Genomic DNA, 19,543 nt, shown 5'->3' with positions numbered 1-19,543 from the left:
TACTTAATTAGTATGTAGCAATTTCTGATGTATCTACAAAATTTAAGTTTATATTAGGGTATCTTGAATTTAATTTATTACGAATTTCAATCATTCTTTTGAAATTAGTTACCTCTAACCTTAATTGAGCCTCAAGTTGGCCAGTGTTATCTGATAGACGTTTTAAATTAAGTTTAGAACAATAACTTGACAGAATTTCAATGATATTTTCGAAATCCTCCTGGTTAGGGGCTGGATATGTTATTACTAAGTTCATATAGCTAACCTCTGATCTCTTCATGTATCTACTTCTAACTATTAAGTATGAGACTATAACAATGAAGCCTATAATTGTTATTATAGTTTGATTTGCACCTAACCCCAATCCTATCGCAATAGACAAAAATAAGTATACTAACTCTTCTGGTTCCTTTATAGCTGTTCTAAATCTAACAATAGAGAGAGCTCCTACAAGGCCTAAGGACAAAGCAAGAGATGATTTTACTATAGTAATTATTACCATGGTAGTCATGCTCATTGGAGAGAAGTTTAATGAAAATTCTCTTCTATTTGATAGACTTCTTCCGAATTTAGTGTATATGTAAGATAAGAATAATGATAATGTAAGAGTAATTATTAAGTTAGTTATGAAGCCTAAAACAGATATATTATTTTCAAATGAAATATTAGGTACAGTGTTGGCAAAAAGATTAAAAAGTGATTGGTGCATAGTTAATTTCTTCTCTTTTTCAAATCATACTTGATTAGTCTGCTCAGAGAGGGAGCGACTCGAACCTTGTTATTATCTAATTTTCGAGCCATACCTCTCTTCTCTTACGATCTTCTGCTACAAATAGAATTGATGCTTTTTTACACAGTAGGTGGCTAACGAAGAAATCAGCTTTAAGGATCTAAACCATTCCGAATTAGATAAGCTCAAAGACATCTATGTCTCTAGACGGCTTAAGGAGATGTCAGTCGAGGATCTCACAACATTTACTAAGACAGTCATAGAGGATCAAATCAAAGGAACAGTTGGTAATGAAGAAGAAAGAGAGGCCTGGAAAGAAATGAAGGAATTTTTAAATGAAGATTTTGATCCAATAGTAAATGGATTGAAAAAATCTAATACTGCAAATAGTGAGGTTCTCAAAAGTCCAGAAGAACAAGAATTAGAAAAAAGAAAAGAATTGTTAGAAAAGCGAAAAATGGAAAGTGATCAGAAGCAAGAAGACATGTGGTGATGAAGCCCTTTTTCTAAATCTTAATCACCAGTAAATATTACTCCTAAATTTAAAAGTTGATTACAACATTTTAAATTACATGGCAGAAAATAAGTTATTTTATTTATAGAATATTTATGTAAGAAAAATCACTTTACTAAATACGTTTTATAGATTTTGCTTATCTCAGATTAATGCCCATCTACAAATTAATTATAGGGAAAATATACAAAAAATTACCATCTGCTTTTTTTAAATGATGCTATTCAATAACACCTCTATCTTTTTTCGATCACTTGGCTAGTAGGTTTGCTTAAATAGACGAATGAACAGTTCTATTAAAAGTAATAAAGGAAGCTATAGACCAGAAATTGATGGTTTAAGAGCAATTGCTGTTGCAGCAGTCATTCTTTATCATTTTAATGATCGCTTTCTTCCTAGTGGCTTCTTGGGAGTAGATATATTTTTTGTAATCTCAGGCTATGTAATCACCTCTTCTTTAGCAAATAGACAATATAAAGGCTTTAAGGAATACATATTAGGCTTTTACGAAAGACGTGTTAAGCGAATAATCCCGCCTTTGATTTTTTATGTAGTGGTATTTATTTTACTAATATCATTATTTAATCCTGATCCCTCTATCCATTATAGGACTGCAATATCATCCTTATTTGGATTGTCTAATAATTATCTATTTATTATTTCTAATAACTATTTCTCTGGCGCAACACAGGTTAACCCTTTTGCTCAGACATGGTCTTTAGGCGTCGAGGAACAATTTTACCTTCTGTTCCCTCTGCTTGTTTGGTTTACTGGATTCGCTAAGAAGTCAAAAAATGGTCCTAGAAACTTATTCTTACTTCTAGCGTTTTGTTCTGCTATATCACTGCTTGGATTTATTCACTATAATTTCATTAATCAAAATGCCGCTTATTATTTAAGCCCATTTAGATTCTGGGAATTAGCAGCTGGAAGTCTTGCTTTTATACTTGAAGTAAAATATTCGGCTCTTTATAGCAAGATAAATAACCTAGACCCTATTAGGTTGTTAATCCCTATATTAATTATATTTTTTATCCCAAAAAACCTAATTGTTATTTCAACTATTTCAGTAGTCTTGTTAACTATTGGATTGATAATATCATTAAAGTCAAATAATATAGTATTTAACTTTCTTACAAATAAGAGAGTCTTATATATAGGTCTGATCTCATATTCTTTGTATTTATGGCACTGGGGCGTTTTGGTAATTAGCAGGTGGACTTTAGGGGATTCTCTATGGCTAATACCTCTACAACTCTTGTTAATATACTTACTTGCAGATTTTTCCTACAAATATATTGAACAGCCAATTAGATTCTCAAAACTTTTAGGTAAAAGCCATCTAAATATTCTTTTAGGCATATCTACTATTATAAGTTCTTCATTTGGCTTAACTTATGCCTTTATACGGTCTCCCCATTTAACTGTACTAGATAAAATTGAGCCTTTAAATAAACGTTTTTACTTAGGTAGTAATGAAATGGATTTTATAGGATTTAATCCTAGTTCTGAATTTATTAAAGCTACTTATATGGAATGTGTTAAGCAAGAATTTTTATCCACTTGCGCTACTCCGGCAAAAAATAAGAATCTCCAAACAATTTTATTATTTGGAGATAGTCATGCTGGTCATATGGTCCCTTTGTTAGGAGCTATTCATAATGATTATGGTTTTGGTATTAATGTTTCCGCAACGGGTATCTATCCGACAAAAAATATAACGCATGAGTATGGCCATACATTACAAGTATCTAGCAAATTAACCAAAGGCATAAACTCAAAATTCAACTCTCAGTTGGATTTGCTTAAAAAGAATGATATAGTTTTCCTTGTATCAAGACTAGATTTTCATTTTGTAGAACCAATACTTGATAAGGTATCACCTAAAATCAACCATTATTCAGACGACTTTATGCCTGTTACTGTAGGAGAGTCTTTAGAAGAATGGACTGCAAAACTATCTACTACAGCGACTAGATTGGAGAAATTAAAATTAAATCTTATTGTATTAGCACCTATACCAATATTTACAGGGGTTGATAATGCCCCACCCCACTTTGTATGTGTTAAGGAATGGTATCGCCCATTTAAATATAACAAGTGTAATGTATATAAAGAGAATAAAAAGTTTCTAAAGAGTAGAACAAATGCTATAGATACAAACCTTCAAAAATTATCTAATAAGCATAAAAATTTACATATTTACAATATATTTGATCAGCTTTGTCCAAATGAAGATTGCGTAAATAGAGTCGGTGATAAGTTAATCTATACAGATACTAATCACATCTCTCATGATGTAGCATATGGTTTAAACGATCATTTTATTGAGTTTTTAATAAGAAATGATATCATAAAAAAAGATAATAATTAGGTATTCAGATGATTATGCTCTTGCACTCTTCTGATTTGTGAAATTCACAGTAATTAGCCATGCCTGCTTGTATGTTGAGTATTTAAATACCAGACTCTTAATAGACCCTTGGCTAATAGGGTCTTGCTATTGGAAAAGTTGGTGGAATTATCCAGAGCCGAGCCAGGAATTAATAGACTCTATTGAACCTACTCATATATACATTACTCATTTACATTGGGATCATTATCATGGACCAAGCCTAAGACGTTTTCAAAAATTTAAGCCAAAAATCTTATTACCTAGGCATTTTAATACTCGAATGTTGGATGATTGCAGACGAAGCTTTAGCTTCGATGATATATTAGAAATAGATCATGCTAAGAAGATAGAAATAGGGAAGGACTTTAGAATTGCTAGCTATCAATTTAACCCATACTTTATAGATTCTTCCTTGGTCATCGAGGCAGATAATACTTCGCTTCTAAATGCAAATGATAGTAAAGTTTTTGGTCTTAGCCTTAAGCAAATAATATCTAATCACCCATCCTTTGATTTTGTTTTCAGAAGCCATTCTTCCGCAAGCCCTTTGCCTCATTGTATGAGAGGATCTGATCCAGATAAAAGTACACGAGCACCAGTTGATTATGCAAATGAGTTCACTTATTTTGCAAAATCAAGCAAGGCTAAGTATGCGATACCTTTTGCAAGTTCACATTTTCATCTGCATAGCAGGACTAGGAAATTCAATCAATTTTATAGCAATCCTGATTTAGTTAAGAAGGTCTACGACTCAAAAAAAATATCAACCCAAACCTGCGTAATAATGCCTTCTGGGAGTACATGGTCGAATGCAAAAGGCTTTGACATAGTGAAACATGATTATTCATTAATTGATCAGCACGTAATTGAATACTTGCAAATTCATCAGCATAAATTCACTAAGCAGAATGCGAAAGAATCTAAATTGAGACTTAATAGGAAGGCTTTTCATGCTTATTTTGAGAAGTTTTTATATTCAATTACTATACCGTTTCTAATTAAATTTACGTTTGCATTTCTTATTGAGCAGAAGTTAGATGAGAAGCTGTTGCTTTGCATAGTCGACCCTAGAAATAATTCTACTTATATAAAGGAAATTGGAAGTGAAGATGAAATTTATCAGTATAATCTAGCATTTGTAATTTGCTTACCTATATATGTTTTTAATGATTGTAATACAAAAAAAATGTACAATACATTTGCAGCATCAAAATTATTAGAAATAATTCCAATAAGTCAGAAGGCAGAATCTAATTTTTCTACTTTTCTTAACTTAGTTGACTTCTATGAAAATGATTGTTTGCCCCTAACTAAGATAATAAGTTTGAGGAATTTTAAGATTATGATAAGTAGATGGAGGGAGCTTTTAGATGCCTTGTTCCTAATATATATTTTAAAACTAAAAAGAGGGAAAATTCAGGATTTATATAAATAGTGTATTATGTCTAATAAATATAGAGTTATTTATTGATATAGCTATTGTGTTTTATTTTAATTAATAGATTTCGTAATTTACTTATATTACTACCAATAGGGATCTTGGAAATAATCTACTTTTACGTATTCTTCATCTCTACATTTAACTATGCTTGTACATGACCTTATTACTTTTCCATTAACTTCGATTTCACAAGCACCACAGCTACCGCTCATACACCCAGTAGGAATTGAGACGCCAGCTTTTCTTGCTTCCTCTAGCCAAGTATTCCCTTGCTTTGCTTTTGATTGGATTCCATTAGGCCAATTTACTTTAATAGTATCTGATTTCATGTTTTTAGAAGATACTCCAAATTTATATTTTCCTCAAATACATCTGTTAGCCGATTTATAACTTTTTCTCTTTTAGCATCGTGATTTTCTTCTAAAAGAGGTAGTTCATATAGATTTGCTTTTTTACGTATTTGGTTGATCCATAATCTTCTCCAAGTACCGTTGTCAAAAATCCCATGCAAGTAAGTCCCAGCAGCTTTTATAGGATTGCATTCTTCATTTACCCATCCTAGGGAAGTTTCATTACACAAGTCCTTAACTTTTACTTTCTGAGAATTTGTTGGAGTGCTTTCCCCGTGATGTAATTCAAAACCCATAATTCTTGATTCATCTGGCCATTTTGAAATGACATCTTTTTTTGTAAGTGATTTCTTTGAATGGAAAATTGTTTTTATGGGAATAAGACTTAGACCTTCAAGTTCGCTAATAGATGTTTCTAAGAAAGATTGTTCTATTCCTAAGGGGTCTTCGAGTTTTTCACCAAGTATCTGCAGCCCTCCACAGATTCCAAAAACAGTTCCCCCAGAGCTTGCAAATTCTTTTATTTGATTCCCTAATCCACTTGATTGAAGACTTTGCAAGTCTTTAAGTGTTTGCTTGCTTCCAGGTATTATTACTGCATTTGGATTGCCTAGGTAATCCCCTGGTTGAATCCAGTTTAATTGAATTGTAGGTTCAGCTTCTAATGGATCTAGGTCAGCAAAATTGCTAAGAGAAGGTAGCTTTATCACTGCTATTTGGATTTCTGCCTTTGTTTTCTTGTGTTTCCTTTCAAGTAAATCTAGGGAGTCTTCTGGGGGGAATATTTCATTTAACCAAGGCATTATTCCTAAAACCGGTATTTTGGATTCTTCTTCAATCCATTGCCGCCCTTTCTCAAATAAAGATATATCCCCTCGAAATCTATTAATAATAATGCCTTGAATAAGCGCTTTTTCATCTGGTTTGAGAAGTGCGAGTGTCCCTATTATTTGAGCAAATACTCCACCTCTTTCAATATCAGCCACTAATACACACTTTGCGTTTAAATGTTTTGCCAATTTTAAATTGGTTAAATCTCTATGCTGCAAATTAATTTCTACAGGGCTTCCAGCACCTTCAAGAATTAACCTGTGTTTTTTGTAAGAGGTAGCTATATCGTTTAACCCTTTTTGAATGGCTTCCCACCCCGAAGAAAACCAGTCTTCGTAGTAATTGGCTGCCTGCACAACACCAACGCTTTTCCCTAGATGTATCACTTCGCTCGTACAATCTCCTTGTGGTTTTAATAGCACTGGATTCATTGCGCAAATTGGTTCTATCCCTGCTGCCCATGCTTGTACAGCTTGTGAATAGGCCATTTCTCCATTATTAATATCAACCCACGCGTTGTTACTCATGTTTTGACCTTTAAAAGGTATAGGAACCTCCCCTTTCCTAAGCAATGATCTGCAAATGGCAGTGGTGATTATTGACTTCCCTGCTCCACTAGAAGTTCCAAGTACCATTAAGGCATTGTGACCGGCGGATATATTTTTCATATTAATAATAATTTTCTAAAAAACCAATTGTTAAATGACTCAATGAAAGAAGCTCTTTGGTTTGCCAAGTTAGGATTTCCCTGAAGTACTTTTCTCCCAAGAGGAGTAAGTCTGACTTTTGAAGTTAGTCCCTGACCGTCAACTTCTCTTCTTAGAACACCAATTTTTATTAACCATAGAAAGTTATCTTCTATTACTTTTGAATTTTGTATATTAATTAAAGAATTAGTCAAATATAGTTCTCTCATTTCAAAAACTTTTTCAGCAGATAAACCCGATAATTGAATCTGATTATAGAAATTAGAATTAAAAGTTAAGCACTTTATTGCTCTAGCGCTTCGCTTGATAATATTCTTGTCAATTAAGTTCATTTGATGCTTTGTTGATACTTGCTTCAGCTTCACAGGCTCGTCGGAATTTACTTGAACAGTTAAGCATTAAATATGCTGTAATGGTAAGCCATATTGATGAGGGAAAGTATAATTCCCAAAATGTAAAGGAGTTGGTTCAGGCTCTTTCTTTTGCTAAGACTGAATCTGTTGTATCAGAATATATATTCAATTGTAGAAAAGAAAATAAAGCTTTGGCAATATTGGGATGTGATTCTTTGTTTGAGTTTGATGGTGAAATATTGGGAAAGCCTAGAAATAAATCTGAGGCTATTTGCCGCTTAGAAAAGTTTTCTTCTAAAAGCGGAATTCTTCACACTGGGCACTGTTTAATGTATAGACAGAACTTAAATAATAAAGTAATTGGTAAAAGCTTTGATGGAATTATTTGCGATGTTGTAAGCACTAGAATCAATTTTTCTGAATTGAGTAATGTCGAAATAACTAAATATGTGGAAACAGGTGAACCTATTAATTGTGCTGGTGGATTTGCTATAGATGGAAAAGGTGCTGTTTTTATTAAGAGTATAGAAGGTTGTTATAGCAATGTAATAGGCCTTAGCCTCCCTTGGCTGAGATATGCTTTAAACAAAGCTGGAATGTCTTTATGGAAATAAATTAGGCTGATTTTATTAATACAAATCAAAAAGAAAAGCCCTCAATTTTCATTGAGGGCTTTTCTTTTAAGAAAAAACTAAATATTAACTTAGTCTTAGTCTAGATCAGACATGGAAAGAGCAGGCTCAGTTCTGCGATCAATTCCTTTCTCAAAACCACCGGCTGCAGCTCTAGCACGACCAGCATGCCAAAGATGACCTACAAATGTAAACCATCCTAAGAAGAAATGAGCTGATGCAAGCCACTGACGAAGGTTAACGAAATTGACAGCATTAGGCTCAGTAATGATTCCACCAACAGAGTTGATAGAAGCATTTGGAGCATGAGTCATATATTCAGCAGCGCGGCGAACTTGCCAAGGCTGAATATCGTTTTGGATTTTATCCAGACTTAATCCATTCTCTCCTCTTAGAGGTTCTAGCCAAGGTCCACGGAAGTCCCAGAAACGCATTGTTTCACCACCAAAGATGATTTCTCCTGTTGGTGATCTCATTAGGTATTTACCTAAACCAGTTGGTCCCATGGTAGTCCCGACATTTGCACCTATTCTTTGGTCTCTTACAAGGAAAGTAAAACTTTGTGCCTGAGATGCTTCTGCATTAGTTGGTCCGTAGAACTCTGATGGGTAAGCAGTGTTATTGAACCAAACGAATACTGAGGCGTAAAAGCTTGCTACACATAAACCACCAAGGGCATAAGAGAGCAAAGCTTCTCCATTCCAAATAAAAGCCCTGCGAGCCCAGCCAAATGGCTTGGTTTGCATATGGAAATGTCCACCTATGAGTTCAATAATTCCTAGGTAATAGTGCCCGCCTACAATGTCTTCAACTGAGTTAACACCTACCATATTTCCTCCTCCACCCCATGGGGTTTGGAAAAGGTATCCAAAAATAATTCCTGGATCTGTAGTTGGTGTAATCAAGCGAACTTCACCACCGCCTGGAGCCCATGTGTCATAAAGACCGCCAAGGAATTGCCAGTTGACAGCAAAAGCTACTGCACCTAGCCCAAGAACACATAAATGACGACCAAGGATGGTTGTCATTTGGTCCTTATCTCGCCAATCAGTTGAGAAGAAAGGAAATTCTTCTTCTAATTTCTCTGGACCTGCAAGAGAATGATAAATTCCTCCAAATCCAAGAACTGCTGAAGCAATTAGGTGAATAACTCCAGCCTGAAAATATGGCATTACGTCAATAACTTCTCCACCTGGGCCTATGCCATAGCCAAACATGGCTACATGGGGAAGAAGTATTAAGCCCTGCTCCCACATTGGCTTATCAAAAGTGAAATGACTCACTTCATAAAGCATCATTGCTCCAGCCCAGAACACCATTAGTCCTGTATGTGCAATGTGGGCTCCAAGTAGTTTTCCAGAAAGATTAATTAAACGAGCATTGCCTACATACCAGGCATAACCAGTTTCTTCAATACTTTGGTTAGGAGCTTTTAAAAGATTATTAAAGGGCGTTTCCACGTGGGAGTACCTCCTCTGGGAATACAAAGTTTTCGTGTGGTTGATCCACAGAAGACATCCAGGCTCTCATACCTTCATTCAAAAGTATGTTTTTTGTATAGAACGTTTCAAACTCTGGGTCTTCAGCAGCTCTAATCTCTTGGCTAACGAAGTCATATGCTCTTAGATTAAGAGCAAGACCAACAATGCCAATTGCGGCGCACCACATACCCATTACAGGTACAAAGAGCATTAAGAAGTGAAGGAAGCGCTTGTTAGAAAAAGCTATTCCAAAGATCTGACTCCAGAATCTATTAGCCGTAATCATTGAGTACGTCTCTTCTTCCTGGGTAGGATCAAAAGCTCTGAAAGTTGTACTTTGAGCTTTACCACCTGAATAAACACTGGTGTCTTCATAAAGTGTATTTTGGACGGTTGCACCGTGAATAGCACATAGAAGAGCACCACCAAGAATTCCTGCAACACCCATCATGTGAAAAGGATTCAATGTGATGTTGTGGAAACCTTGAATAAATAGTATGAATCTGAAAATAGCTGCAACCCCAAAAGAAGGAGCAAAAAACCAGCTGTGTTGCCCTAACGGATAGATAAGGAAACATGCTGTGAAAACAGCTATAACTGCAGAAAAAGCAAGTGCGTTGTAAGGCCTGATACCAACAAGTCTTGCGATTTCAAACTGACGCAGCATGAAGCCAATCAGGCTGAAAGCACCATGAAGGACTACAAAATTCCATAGTCCGCCTAGTTGAAGCCAACGAACAAGACTGCCTTGTGCCTCTGGTCCCCATAGGAATAAAAGACTGTGCCCCATAGCGTCGCCAGGGGTACTAACAGCGGCAGTAAGGAAATTACATCCTTCTAGGTAAGAACTGGCTACACCATGGGTGTACCAGGAGGTTACGAAGGTTGTGCCTAAAAACCATCCACCGATAGCCAGATAGGCAGTAGGGAACAGAAGGAGACCAGACCAACCAACAAATACGAATCGGTCGCGCTTAAGCCAGTCATCAAGGACGTCAAACCATCCTCTATCTTGGGCGCTACCAACAGCTATCGTCATGAGAGCAACGTTGCTGAGCTTTTGGGATACGCCTGAGACTTTAACAATTCAAGAACCAAGTCGGGGAAATTTTTTATCAGATGAAATCCGTTGTTGTATTGCTAATCAAACAAAGAAATACCTTTTCATGTTTTTTTGCCCCCTTTAATACACAATACATTTCAGTTGTGAACTGTTATGTCAGCTGATTTTAAGGAAGCATCAAGTCCTACTGATTCTTCAGAAACCCTTTTGGAACAGATTGTTAAAGGTTCCAGAAAAACCTCAAATTACATAGTTGCTTCAATGTTGGCAGTTGGAGGAATTGGCTTTTCTCTTGCTTCATTATCAAGTTATTTTGGTATTGACCTACTTCCTTTGGGTAACCCATCGACCTTGATATTTGTGCCTCAAGGATTGTTTATGGGTTTTTATGGCATAGCTGCAACCTTTATATCTGTTTATTTGTGGGCTTTGATAAAAGTTGATTATGGTTCAGGCTTAAATCGATTTGATAAGAACAAAGGTGTTTTGTCAGTTTCTAGAAAAGGACTTCTAAAAGAGATTTTAGTTGAAATCCCTATAGATGATATTCAGGCGGTAAAACTTGAAGTTCGTGAAGGTTTTAATCCTAGAAGAAGAATTACTTTGAGGCTTCAAGGGAGAAGGGATTTACCTATTAGTGAAGTTGGTGGACCGCAGCCCCTTTTATCTTTAGAACAAGAAGGTGCTGAAATAGCTCGGTTTCTTAAAGTTAACTTAGAAGGTTTGTCAAATTAGTGATTGCTAATTTCAAAGAAATAAGGTTTTTCTTTCTTAGAAATTCCTTGTCGGCACTGTTTTTATTATGCCTTTTTGGTTGCTATAAGCCAGAAGTTAAAAAAAACCTTGATTTTTGTACTAGATCAGAAGTTAAGTGTATTAGGGAAAATTTTAAAATTAAAATGCTTACTAATAGAGGGATGGTTATTTTAGAGATTTATGGAAAATCGGCACCTTTAACAGCAGGCAACTTTATTACGTTGGCAAGTAAAGGATTTTATAATGGGACATCTGTTAATAGAGTTATCAAAAAGCCTTATCCTTTTATCGTTCAATTAGGACATAAGCCTTACTTTGATGAATTGAATGAAACTAATAAGATAAAAAATGATAGTTATATTAATACTAAGAGTATTAATATAAAATCAATTCCACTTGAGATAAAAGTCAAAGGCGAAGAATTACCAAGGTATAATCAGATTGTAATGAAAAATGATGATTTTAAGCGAATTAAGTTAATTCATCAAAGAGGTTCATTGGCTATGGCAAGAACTCAAGAGTTAGAATCTGCAAAAATTCAATTTTATATAGCATTAAAGAATTTGCCTGAGCTTGATGGAAGATATTCTGTTTTTGGAAAAGTTTTAGAAGGTATGGAAGTGATTGATTCTTTAAAAGAAGGTGATGTTATTTTAAACTTAAACAAGCTTAGTAATTAGTTGATTGATATTTTTATAAAGTTTGCTTTAAAAAAAGATGAGTTTTATAAATTACTACGAAGATTTCAACATCTCTGTATTAACACCTGAGGCCCTTTCAAGTGCAACTTTTCCAGTTCTTGCTATCTCAAGAATGCCATAAGGCTTCAAAAGCTTTTCTAGGGCTACCAGTTTCCCTGGATCTCCTACAACTTCTAATGTAAGAGCATCGTCTGATACATCTACAACTTTTGCTCTAAAAACTTGAACTAAATCAAGAATGCTTGTCCTTTTTTCATTCGTTGCAGATACCTTTAAAAGCATTAATTCTCTCTCTACGGCAGGAAATGTTGTTAGATCAACTACTTTCAATACATTGATTAATTTATCAAGCTGCTTTGTCATCTGTTGGAGTGTTTGATGATCTCCTTCAACCACCATTGTTAAGCGAGAAATGCCTTCAGCCTCAGCAGGCCCAACAGCAAGGCTGTTGATGTTGAATCCTCTGCGAGCAAATAGGCCTGATATTCGACTAAGAGCACCTGATTGATCCTCTACTAGTACTGAAAGAGTGTGCTTCATGTTTGTTGTATATGATCTCCTGAATTATTTCTCAACCAATCTAAAACGTATTGGTTAAAGTCGCTGGGAGATTCGTCATGAGGACAGTGACCAGTGTTCTCAATAATAATTAATTCTAGCCAAGGATATTTATAGACTAATCTTTTTCCAACTAAAAGAGGGATGAACTTGTCTTGTCTCCCCCAAGCCAAGAGAACGGGTGGATAATTGGTATTTGAATTTATGCGGTTTAACAAAAATGGTGCAGTAATAAGTTCTTCCCTTGTTGCCATTCCAATGCACATTGCACGGAGAGCAACTGCTGCAGACTTCCTTTGAGTCGGTTCAATAACAATTCTTTTTAAATCCGAATCTTTCTTTATTGAACGAACATATGCAGCTTGAAGAGCAATATTAATAAGGCGTGTTTTTATTATTAAAGTAATTAATAGTTCTAAAGGAAATAATTTAAAAAAAGCTTGCACCAGAAAGTTTTTGACTTTTAGGACCCATCTTGGATTTAATGACTTGCTCTGCTGATTCATTAAAGCTGGATCTGGCAAAGGCGCTGCTATTACTGCTTCAACAAGCTCTGGATAAAATGCTGCAGTTGTTACTGCTACAAGACCTCCAAGAGAATTCCCTATAAGAATTGCTTTGCCATTATTTTCGGTATTAACTACTTCATGAAGGAATGCTGCCACTTGCCTGGACCAAAATCTATTATCTAATTTCTTTATTTTTTCAGGGCCGGGCTGTTCGGATTTGCCAAATCCAATGAGATCTAAACCATATACTTTAAAACCATTTTGCGCTAAAGGTTGAGCGTTATTTCTCCAATGAGCACTACTGGCGCCAAAGCCATGAAGCAAAATCAGAGGTTTTTTATTTTGCTTGCCTAATACTCTCCAATGGCAAGAAAAATTTTTCCATTTCCAAAGATATTCTTTGCCCCAGTTTGGATTGTTGTTAGAAGATACATTTGGATTCATTTCAGGCTGAATGACATTACAAGCGAAAGGAAATCACTTTTCATTAGAAGTTAGGCTAAGAAAAATTGAAGTTTTTGAGACTATTCCTGAATTTATGCATCAAATTTTTGATTTGAAATAATTTCTACGCTTTATCATTAAAAGCTAAGAGATTTTTAAGTTTTCGTGGAATTTATTGCTATTGGAGCAAATTACTTGGGTATTTATATCATTAGGGGTTTAAATAGTAGATGATTTAAAATGTTTAAATGGCTTCAGAGATTTTTGGCACAGCTGCAATTTTCTGGGTACTTATTCCTGCCGGCCTTTTGGGTGGGGCGCTACTCCTTAAACTTCAAGGGGAGTAAACTATTTTCAGATTAATGACTTCTTACCATCGGTTTTTTGACAGGAAATGACAGCAGGGATGAAGGTTTTAATTGTCGGCGGAACAGGCACACTTGGAAGGCAGATAGCCAAAAAGGCTATAGATGCTGGCTTTCAAGTTAGATGCATGGTCAGAAGACCTCGTAAAGCTTCTTATCTTCAAGAGTGGGGGTGCGAATTAACTCAAGGTGATTTGCTACGCCAAAAAGATCTTGAATATTCTTTAAATGGAGTTGATGCTCTGATAGATGCAGCTACAAGTAGGCCTGATGATCCTAGGAGTGTTTATGAAACAGATTGGGAAGGTAAATTAAACCTCTACAGAGCATGCGAATCTATTGGAGTTAAGAGAGTTGTTTTTCTTTCTTTATTGGCTGCAGAGAAATTTAGGAATGTACCCTTGATGGACATCAAGTTTTGTACTGAGAGATATCTTTTAGATTCTTCTTTGGATTTCACAATATTGCAAGGCGCGGCTTTTATGCAAGGCGTTATCGGTCAATTTGCTATTCCTATTCTTGATAGCCAGCCAGTATGGATAAGTGGTAATTCAAGCAATATTGCTTATATGAATACGGAAGATATGGCGTCTTTCGCTATTGCGGCTTTAAGTAGATCTCAAACAATTAGAGGTGTTTATCTAGTTGTAGGACCCAGATCTTGGAAGAGTGAAGAAGTTATAAAAATATGCGAAGGCTTTAGTGATAAGAAAGCAAAGGTTTTAAGAGTTTCTCCAGCTCTTATAAGAATCGCCAAAACTTTGGTTAGTTTTTTTCAGGCTACGACAAATGTAGCTGAACGACTTGAATTCGCAGATGTTAGTGGAAGCGGTATAGAGTTAAATGCACCAATGGAAAAAACCTATAAAGACTTCGGCTTAGATATTTCTTTGACGACATCTTTGGATTCATACATAAAAGAGTATTACGAGGTCATATTGAAGCGATTACGAGAGATGGAGGCAGATCTTAATAGGGAGCAAAGGAAGAAACTTCCCTTCTGAAGTCCAGGCGCTTGAAAAAAGGTAGTTTGTTTGTACTATTAGTGATATTGCTTTCTTTTTATGTCTGTATCTCAAGTAAAAAATTTAAATAGAAGGTTGGAGAATCTGGCATCTGAAGCAACTAAGGAATTGGACAAAGTATGTGGTAATCAACTTTGGAAAAACTTTGGGTTTGAGGCTTTAGATGGGTTGAAAGATATTGATAGGAGAGCAATAGCAAATTATTATTATGGTCAATTGCAAACTGTTAGAGAGCTACAAGAGGTTTTGAGCTAGTAACGATGAATTCTTAAAGTTAGTTTTATGAATAGAATTAAGGTTATGTTTTTCATAGAAGTACTACACGAATGATCGAAACCTCAGGAGTTATTGAAAAAGAACAAGGTAATGGCTTCTACTTAGTCACGCTTGAACAGCCAGAGGGCCATCAATGCTTGTGCAGAGCAGCAGGAAAACTTACTAAATTTCGTATTAAACTTCTAGCAGGAGACAAGGTCCTCGTTGAGATTAGCCCATATGATCTTACAAGAGGAAGGATAACTTATAGAGAAAGGAATGCAGGAGCAGGAGGCGGGAGATCAGGTAATAGGCCAGGAGGCAATAAGCCTGGGGGACCTCGAAGAAGATAAATTGATTTTTAATTTATTTGCTTAAAACTTTTGTTATAGCTTCTTTGAATTCACTTCTTTGTTTAACTCCTCTCCATTGAGTCTTCAGTTCTTTTTGATGAAATAATTGAACTGTAGGAGTTCCATTTACGCCAGCTTGTTTGGCAATTTCCTGTTCAATATCTATATCTATTTCAATTCCTTGGACAGTTCCTTTTAGTTCTTGAATAACTCTTTTTAGTTGAGGTTTAAGTACGTGGCATGGACCGCAATTTGGTGATGTATAAACTACTAGAATTGGTTTAGAGCTTTCATGATAAAGCTTTCTTAAGGCATAACTTCCCTTCTGCCATGTTTTGGTTGCATCAAAATTTTGTTCTGTAGATATTGCTATCTCAGTCTCTTTGTCTGTTTTTGCAGGTTCTATTGAGTCTCTTTTTATCAACGTTGAAAGATTGTTTCTGCTAAGCCATCTCTCAGCGGCTAATGCTGCCTTGCATCCACTTCCTGCAGCAGTTATGCCTTGTCTCCATTCTGCATCGGCAACATCTCCTGCTGCAAAAACTCCTTCTATAGAAGTTTCTGGCCTGCCTGATTTAGTGCTTATATAGCCATTTTGGTTTATCAAGAGCTGTCCTTCTAATAGATCAGCATTTGGAGTATGACCAATTGCATAGAACAGACCTTTTGCTTTTATTGTTTCTTCTTGCTTTGTTCCTCTACGTTTGACTTTAAGGGTTTCTATCCATTCTTTCCCTTCTACGTCAATTAATTCAGTTTCCCAATGAACTGTTATTTGAGAGTTTGCCATAACTCTATCTGACATGGCTTTGCTCGCTTTAAGTTGATTTGAGCGAATCAGTAGGTGAACGTGACTTCCATACTTCGTTAAATAAACAGCTTCTTCACATGCTGAATCACCTCCGCCTACTACAGCTAATTCTTCATTGCGAAATTGAGGAGTTGCCCCATCACATATTGCACATGCGCTAATACCACGAGTCCAAAATTTATTCTCATTAGGGATACCTAATTTATTTGCTCGTGCTCCTGTTGCAATTATCAATGCTTGTGCAGCAATAGATTGATTAGCTGTTTTAACTCGAAATGGATTTTGTTTTAGATCGATTGCTTCAGCATCTAATTCTAAAAGCTTGGTTCCCCATCTAATTGCTTGTGCTTTCAGTAGATCCATTAAATCTGGACCCATAATTCCATCAGGAAATCCTGGGAAATTCTCTACAAAAGTTGTAGTCATTAATTGACCACCAGGAATTCCTCCTCGTTCAAAACCGGTAATTAATAAAGGTTGAAGATTTGCTCTAGCTGCATAAATTGCTGCCGTGTATCCTGCAGGACCTGATCCAATTATTACAAGGTTTTCTATAGACAAAATATTTTCTATTGAGTTAATGCATGAATATATTAAATGCTTGAGTGTCTTTATCCTATTTATTCAACTTTTTAAGATTTGAATTTAAAAGGCAAAATTGTTTTTTTATAATTCAAGAAGTTCATCTGTTTCACTAGTCTCTTTGTTTAATGAAACTAATGAACTTGGAACTTTTAAGACAGAGGAAAAGAGTTGAGAGGATTTATTTTCTCTGCAAATTATCCATTCACAAAATTCTTGTGTTATTGCATAGCTATCTTCATAACGCTCAATACTATCTAGAAGAGCTACTCTGCTAGACGCCCAGCTTTTGGCAATGCTTATTCGTCTTTCAAGAGATTTGTTCATTTGACCTCTCCAACGCCGCTACCTTTGCATGGCGATCACACATTGAGCTGTGTTATTTGTACAAAAACTTGTTTTCTCTACAAATAGAATTATTGTCTTAATGAATTCTTTATAACTAGAACCTGTTTACTGGGGTTCTAAGAATCTTAAGCAAAAATAATGTTTAGGTTTTCCAACATTATTTTTGCAGTTTGATCATATTTAGATTGACTCTGTGTGATTTAAAAGTAATTTTCTAACCTCAGTTATTCCTTCTTGAGAGGCTTTCCTTGCAACATTAAAGTCTCCAGTTGAACCGTTATTTAAAAGCTTCTCTGCTAATCGATCAAGTAGTTCTTCTTTTCGTTCTTCAAGCATTGCCATGACTTCATCTTCTATTAGGGACCTTACTGCCTTTGACCTTAGGTGATCTTCAGTAGCTTCTTCAAAAGTTCCCTGTACTAATTCTTGAATAAATAAACGATGAACTTCGCTGCTTCTAAGAAAACTCTCAGTGGCATTAATAATCCCTTCTACAAGTGTTTCGTCTGGTTCAGAGTTATTGTCAGCTAGCTTGAATTCCCAATCTAGATGACGTCTTTGCCAGCCTGATCCATGCAAACTAGGCATTACTGTCTGAGAATACGTGTCTACTGACATTTCATAGATTCTTTCCGCAAGACGCTCGCACCATTCTCTACCGTGAGTTTGGAGGTTTTGTTGCATTGCAGTACGAGGCACAGCATGCCCACCGTGATGGCTATGACAAACGCCGTCTGGACATTCGATTGCTTTTAGGCCCATATTCTTTCTGTGAATATTTAGATTCCTTTTTCTTCATAGCCAAAATCCTTCTTAAGGAAAAGCTTTTTTCAACAAAAATGATGGTCTTCGAACCTTTTCAGCTTTAATCTTTAAATGAAGAAGCTATCTTATCTTGCCTAGAATTTTAATCCCAATTGAAGTTGCTTCAGGTGAAACTCGAGTTGCAGCAACACCTGAAACTGTTAAAAAGTTACGATCCATTGGATTTGTAGTATCTATAGAAAAGGGCGCAGGAAGTTCTGCAGGCTTTTTAGATGAAAGTTATTTGAATGTTGGTGCAGGAATCTTTTCTGAAGAAGATGGAGATTCTCTTAAAGAGATTGATGTTGTTCTATGTGTAAATTGTCCTGAGGTTGAATTTCTAAAAAAACTCAAGCCTAGTGCATTGGTCATTGGATTATTGGCACCATATGGAAACAACTCTCTAGCGACTTGTTTGGAATCAGCTGGCCTTTCGGCTTTATCTCTTGAGCTTTTACCAAGAATAAGCAGAGCCCAGTCTGCAGATGTACTCTCTTCTCAAGCTAATATTGCTGGCTACAAATCTGTCCTCTTAGGCGCAAGCGCTTTAGATAGATATTTCCCTATGCTAATGACAGCTGCTGGAACTGTTCAACCAGCGAAAGTGGTTGTATTAGGAGCAGGAGTAGCAGGTTTGCAAGCTATTGCAACGGCCAAAAGATTAGGAGCTGTGGTTTATGTAAGTGATATTCGTCAGGAGGTAAAGGAACAGGTTGAATCTTTGGGGGCAAGATTTATTGAACCACCAGAAATTGCTGAGGAGCGTACAGAGGCGGGTGGATATGCAAGACAGGTTTCAGAAGCTTTCCTCGAAGCTCAGAAGAAGCAACTTTTAGAACAATTGTCTGAGGCAGATGTGGCTATATGTACAGCGCAAGTGCCTGGAAAAAAAGCCCCTCGTTTAATTGACGAAGAGATGCTTGATGGAATGAGACCAGGTTCAGTAGTTGTTGATTTAGCTGTTTCTCAGGGAGGGAATTGTGCTGGAACTAAACCAGGAGAAATAATATTCAGGAATGGAGTCAAGCTTATAGGTGCGTCTGATTTGCCTTGTACAGTGCCTAATCATGCAAGTGCTTTATATGCAAGAAATTTGTTGTCTCTTATTACGCCCTTGATTAAGCAAGGGGAACTTATACTGAATACTGACGACGAATTAATTGATGGATCTTTGATAAGCAAAGATGGTGTTATTCGTCATGCTCAATTAATGAATTTAGGAGGATCTAAGTAATGTCTTTTTTGAGTGAGGCTTTTTGGGTTCTCTTATTAGGAAGTCTCCTTGGTCTCGAGCTGATTGGGAAAGTTCCTCCCACTTTGCATACGCCTTTAATGAGTGGAGCAAATGCAATATCAGGTATCACTATGTTGGCTGCGCTTACTTTGATAATTAAGGCAGGAAGCAATATTCCTCTATTGGTAATGGGCTCTATTTCTCTAGGATTTGCATTGTTCAATGTGGTTGGAGGCTTCCTTGTAACTGACAGGATGCTTGCAATGTTTAGTCGTAAACCCTCACGTAAATAAGGAATTAC

Annotated in this window: 23 protein-coding genes; 12 read left to right on the top strand and 11 right to left on the bottom strand. The window is 36.0% G+C overall.

Annotation, left to right across the window (positions count from 1 at the left end; all coding sequences use genetic code 11):
* Window positions 1-7 precede the first annotated feature (7 nt).
* On the bottom strand, window positions 8-709 hold the full coding sequence (locus PRO_RS06200; RefSeq protein ID WP_011125415.1) for a DUF4956 domain-containing protein: 702 nt from the start codon (window positions 707-709) through the stop codon (window positions 8-10).
* 151 nt (window positions 710-860) lie between these two features.
* Here PRO_RS06200 and PRO_RS06195 point away from each other — a divergent pair, with 151 nt between their 5' ends.
* The 3 genes from PRO_RS06195 to PRO_RS06185 all read left to right on the top strand — a co-directional run bounded on the left by PRO_RS06195 (window position 861) and on the right by PRO_RS06185 (window position 5,074).
* On the top strand, window positions 861-1,223 hold the full coding sequence (locus tag PRO_RS06195) for a DUF7326 family protein (RefSeq protein WP_011125414.1): 363 nt from the start codon (window positions 861-863) through the stop codon (window positions 1,221-1,223).
* A 304-nt stretch (window positions 1,224-1,527) separates the two neighbouring features.
* The gene (locus PRO_RS06190; RefSeq protein WP_011125413.1) at window positions 1,528-3,618 is read left to right on the top strand and encodes an acyltransferase family protein; all 2,091 of its coding nucleotides are present in this window, start codon (window positions 1,528-1,530) and stop codon (window positions 3,616-3,618) included.
* Between the two features lie 37 nt (window positions 3,619-3,655).
* On the top strand, window positions 3,656-5,074 hold the full coding sequence (locus PRO_RS06185) for an MBL fold metallo-hydrolase (RefSeq protein ID WP_011125412.1): 1,419 nt from the start codon (window positions 3,656-3,658) through the stop codon (window positions 5,072-5,074).
* 89 nt (window positions 5,075-5,163) lie between these two features.
* On the opposite strand, the gene PRO_RS06180 is transcribed toward PRO_RS06185, so the two are convergent.
* Genes PRO_RS06180 through PRO_RS06170 form a run of 3 tightly spaced genes read right to left on the bottom strand, consistent with a single transcriptional unit; the run spans window position 5,164 to window position 7,300 of the window.
* The gene (locus PRO_RS06180; protein ID WP_011125411.1) at window positions 5,164-5,409 is read right to left on the bottom strand and encodes a 2Fe-2S iron-sulfur cluster-binding protein; all 246 of its coding nucleotides are present in this window, start codon (window positions 5,407-5,409) and stop codon (window positions 5,164-5,166) included.
* The gene (locus PRO_RS06175) at window positions 5,406-6,929 is read right to left on the bottom strand and encodes a cobyric acid synthase (protein ID WP_011125410.1); all 1,524 of its coding nucleotides are present in this window, start codon (window positions 6,927-6,929) and stop codon (window positions 5,406-5,408) included. The genes PRO_RS06180 and PRO_RS06175 overlap by 4 nt, the downstream gene beginning before the upstream one ends.
* On the bottom strand, window positions 6,926-7,300 hold the full coding sequence (locus PRO_RS06170) for an Npun_F0494 family protein (protein ID WP_036891865.1): 375 nt from the start codon (window positions 7,298-7,300) through the stop codon (window positions 6,926-6,928). Before PRO_RS06170 ends, PRO_RS06175 begins: the two co-directional genes overlap by 4 nt.
* 8 nt (window positions 7,301-7,308) lie before the next feature.
* Here PRO_RS06170 and PRO_RS06165 point away from each other — a divergent pair, with 8 nt between their 5' ends.
* On the top strand, window positions 7,309-7,935 hold the full coding sequence (locus PRO_RS06165) for a nucleoside triphosphate pyrophosphatase (RefSeq protein WP_011125408.1): 627 nt from the start codon (window positions 7,309-7,311) through the stop codon (window positions 7,933-7,935).
* 95 nt (window positions 7,936-8,030) lie between these two features.
* On the opposite strand, the gene psbC is transcribed toward PRO_RS06165, so the two are convergent.
* Both psbC and psbD read right to left on the bottom strand, forming a co-directional pair.
* Entirely contained in the window at window positions 8,031-9,413 is a 1,383-nt protein-coding gene (gene psbC / locus PRO_RS06160; protein ID WP_011125407.1) for a photosystem II reaction center protein CP43, read from the bottom strand.
* The gene (psbD, locus tag PRO_RS06155; RefSeq protein ID WP_011125406.1) at window positions 9,397-10,473 is read right to left on the bottom strand and encodes a photosystem II D2 protein (photosystem q(a) protein); all 1,077 of its coding nucleotides are present in this window, start codon (window positions 10,471-10,473) and stop codon (window positions 9,397-9,399) included. Before psbD ends, psbC begins: the two co-directional genes overlap by 17 nt.
* A gap of 177 nt (window positions 10,474-10,650) precedes the next feature.
* On the opposite strand from psbD, the gene PRO_RS06150 reads away from it, so the two are divergent.
* Together PRO_RS06150 and PRO_RS06145 are read left to right on the top strand one after the other, a co-directional pair.
* A complete protein-coding gene (locus PRO_RS06150) occupies window positions 10,651-11,232 on the top strand; it encodes a photosystem I assembly protein Ycf4 (RefSeq protein WP_011125405.1) in 582 nt (193 codons plus the stop codon).
* Window positions 11,232-11,933 carry a peptidylprolyl isomerase gene (locus tag PRO_RS06145; RefSeq protein ID WP_011125404.1) on the top strand — a complete coding sequence of 234 codons (702 nt, stop codon included), beginning with the start codon at window positions 11,232-11,234 and terminating at the stop codon, window positions 11,931-11,933. The genes PRO_RS06150 and PRO_RS06145 overlap by 1 nt, the downstream gene beginning before the upstream one ends.
* 54 nt (window positions 11,934-11,987) lie before the next feature.
* Here PRO_RS06145 and ilvN read toward each other — a convergent pair whose 3' ends face one another.
* Complete coding sequence (gene ilvN / locus PRO_RS06140; RefSeq protein ID WP_011125403.1) at window positions 11,988-12,494, bottom strand: acetolactate synthase small subunit; 507 nt, start codon at window positions 12,492-12,494, stop codon at window positions 11,988-11,990.
* Window positions 12,491-13,465: an alpha/beta fold hydrolase gene (locus PRO_RS06135; RefSeq protein ID WP_011125402.1), complete on the bottom strand. Its 975-nt coding sequence runs from the start codon at window positions 13,463-13,465 to the stop codon at window positions 12,491-12,493. The genes ilvN and PRO_RS06135 overlap by 4 nt, the downstream gene beginning before the upstream one ends.
* Before the next feature lie 248 nt (window positions 13,466-13,713).
* Between PRO_RS06135 and petM the strand changes: the two genes are divergently transcribed.
* The 4 genes from petM (at window position 13,714) to infA (ending at window position 15,463) form a co-directional block, all read left to right on the top strand.
* Window positions 13,714-13,812: a cytochrome b6-f complex subunit PetM gene (gene petM / locus PRO_RS06130; RefSeq protein WP_011125401.1), complete on the top strand. Its 99-nt coding sequence runs from the start codon at window positions 13,714-13,716 to the stop codon at window positions 13,810-13,812.
* A gap of 59 nt (window positions 13,813-13,871) precedes the next feature.
* Window positions 13,872-14,834 (top strand): NmrA family NAD(P)-binding protein, encoded by a 963-nt coding sequence (locus tag PRO_RS06125; RefSeq protein WP_011125400.1) that lies wholly within the window; start codon window positions 13,872-13,874, stop codon window positions 14,832-14,834.
* Between the two features lie 60 nt (window positions 14,835-14,894).
* Window positions 14,895-15,110 carry a hypothetical protein gene (locus tag PRO_RS06120; protein WP_011125399.1) on the top strand — a complete coding sequence of 72 codons (216 nt, stop codon included), beginning with the start codon at window positions 14,895-14,897 and terminating at the stop codon, window positions 15,108-15,110.
* Window positions 15,111-15,181: 71 nt separating this feature from the next.
* Entirely contained in the window at window positions 15,182-15,463 is a 282-nt protein-coding gene (gene infA, locus PRO_RS06115) for a translation initiation factor IF-1 (protein WP_011125398.1), read from the top strand.
* A 13-nt stretch (window positions 15,464-15,476) separates the two neighbouring features.
* Here infA and trxB read toward each other — a convergent pair whose 3' ends face one another.
* The 3 genes from trxB to PRO_RS06100 all read right to left on the bottom strand — a co-directional run bounded on the left by trxB (window position 15,477) and on the right by PRO_RS06100 (window position 17,966).
* On the bottom strand, window positions 15,477-16,835 hold the full coding sequence (gene trxB, locus PRO_RS06110; RefSeq protein WP_011125397.1) for a thioredoxin-disulfide reductase: 1,359 nt from the start codon (window positions 16,833-16,835) through the stop codon (window positions 15,477-15,479).
* Between the two features lie 105 nt (window positions 16,836-16,940).
* Complete coding sequence (locus PRO_RS06105; protein WP_011125396.1) at window positions 16,941-17,183, bottom strand: hypothetical protein; 243 nt, start codon at window positions 17,181-17,183, stop codon at window positions 16,941-16,943.
* 201 nt (window positions 17,184-17,384) lie between these two features.
* Window positions 17,385-17,966, bottom strand: coding sequence for a hypothetical protein (locus tag PRO_RS06100; protein ID WP_011125395.1), 582 nt, complete (start codon window positions 17,964-17,966; stop codon window positions 17,385-17,387).
* A gap of 133 nt (window positions 17,967-18,099) precedes the next feature.
* On the opposite strand from PRO_RS06100, the gene PRO_RS06095 reads away from it, so the two are divergent.
* Together PRO_RS06095 and PRO_RS06090 are read left to right on the top strand one after the other, a co-directional pair.
* Window positions 18,100-19,242 (top strand): Re/Si-specific NAD(P)(+) transhydrogenase subunit alpha, encoded by a 1,143-nt coding sequence (locus tag PRO_RS06095; protein WP_011125393.1) that lies wholly within the window; start codon window positions 18,100-18,102, stop codon window positions 19,240-19,242.
* Entirely contained in the window at window positions 19,242-19,535 is a 294-nt protein-coding gene (locus PRO_RS06090) for an NAD(P) transhydrogenase subunit alpha (protein WP_011125392.1), read from the top strand. The genes PRO_RS06095 and PRO_RS06090 overlap by 1 nt, the downstream gene beginning before the upstream one ends.
* Window positions 19,536-19,543 lie beyond the last annotated feature (8 nt).

Origin of the sequence: Prochlorococcus marinus subsp. marinus str. CCMP1375, assembly GCF_000007925.1 — a bacterium.
GTDB classification, from domain to species: domain Bacteria; phylum Cyanobacteriota; class Cyanobacteriia; order PCC-6307; family Cyanobiaceae; genus Prochlorococcus_E; species Prochlorococcus_E marinus.
This window is presented reverse-complemented; position numbering and strand designations above follow the sequence as displayed.

Bases quoted from the DNA above. Each gene is read 5' to 3' on its own strand.
- psbD (WP_011125406.1), bottom strand. From the start codon at position 10,473: ATGACGATAGCTGTTGGTAGCGCCCAAGATAGAGGATGGTTTGACGTC.
- PRO_RS06170 (WP_036891865.1), bottom strand. From the start codon at position 7,300: ATGAACTTAATTGACAAGAATATTATCAAGCGAAGCGCTAGAGCAATA.
- PRO_RS06150 (WP_011125405.1), top strand. From the start codon at position 10,651: ATGTCAGCTGATTTTAAGGAAGCATCAAGTCCTACTGATTCTTCAGAA.
- petM (WP_011125401.1), top strand. From the start codon at position 13,714: ATGGCTTCAGAGATTTTTGGCACAGCTGCAATTTTCTGGGTACTTATT.
- ilvN (WP_011125403.1), bottom strand. From the start codon at position 12,494: ATGAAGCACACTCTTTCAGTACTAGTAGAGGATCAATCAGGTGCTCTT.
- PRO_RS06200 (WP_011125415.1), bottom strand. From the start codon at position 709: ATGCACCAATCACTTTTTAATCTTTTTGCCAACACTGTACCTAATATT.
- PRO_RS06180 (WP_011125411.1), bottom strand. From the start codon at position 5,409: ATGAAATCAGATACTATTAAAGTAAATTGGCCTAATGGAATCCAATCA.
- PRO_RS06175 (WP_011125410.1), bottom strand. From the start codon at position 6,929: ATGAAAAATATATCCGCCGGTCACAATGCCTTAATGGTACTTGGAACT.
- PRO_RS06105 (WP_011125396.1), bottom strand. From the start codon at position 17,183: ATGAACAAATCTCTTGAAAGACGAATAAGCATTGCCAAAAGCTGGGCG.
- PRO_RS06120 (WP_011125399.1), top strand. From the start codon at position 14,895: ATGTCTGTATCTCAAGTAAAAAATTTAAATAGAAGGTTGGAGAATCTG.
- PRO_RS06090 (WP_011125392.1), top strand. From the start codon at position 19,242: ATGTCTTTTTTGAGTGAGGCTTTTTGGGTTCTCTTATTAGGAAGTCTC.
- infA (WP_011125398.1), top strand. From the start codon at position 15,182: ATGATCGAAACCTCAGGAGTTATTGAAAAAGAACAAGGTAATGGCTTC.
- PRO_RS06125 (WP_011125400.1), top strand. From the start codon at position 13,872: ATGAAGGTTTTAATTGTCGGCGGAACAGGCACACTTGGAAGGCAGATA.
- PRO_RS06100 (WP_011125395.1), bottom strand. From the start codon at position 17,966: ATGGGCCTAAAAGCAATCGAATGTCCAGACGGCGTTTGTCATAGCCAT.
- PRO_RS06135 (WP_011125402.1), bottom strand. From the start codon at position 13,465: ATGAATCCAAATGTATCTTCTAACAACAATCCAAACTGGGGCAAAGAA.
- PRO_RS06190 (WP_011125413.1), top strand. From the start codon at position 1,528: ATGAACAGTTCTATTAAAAGTAATAAAGGAAGCTATAGACCAGAAATT.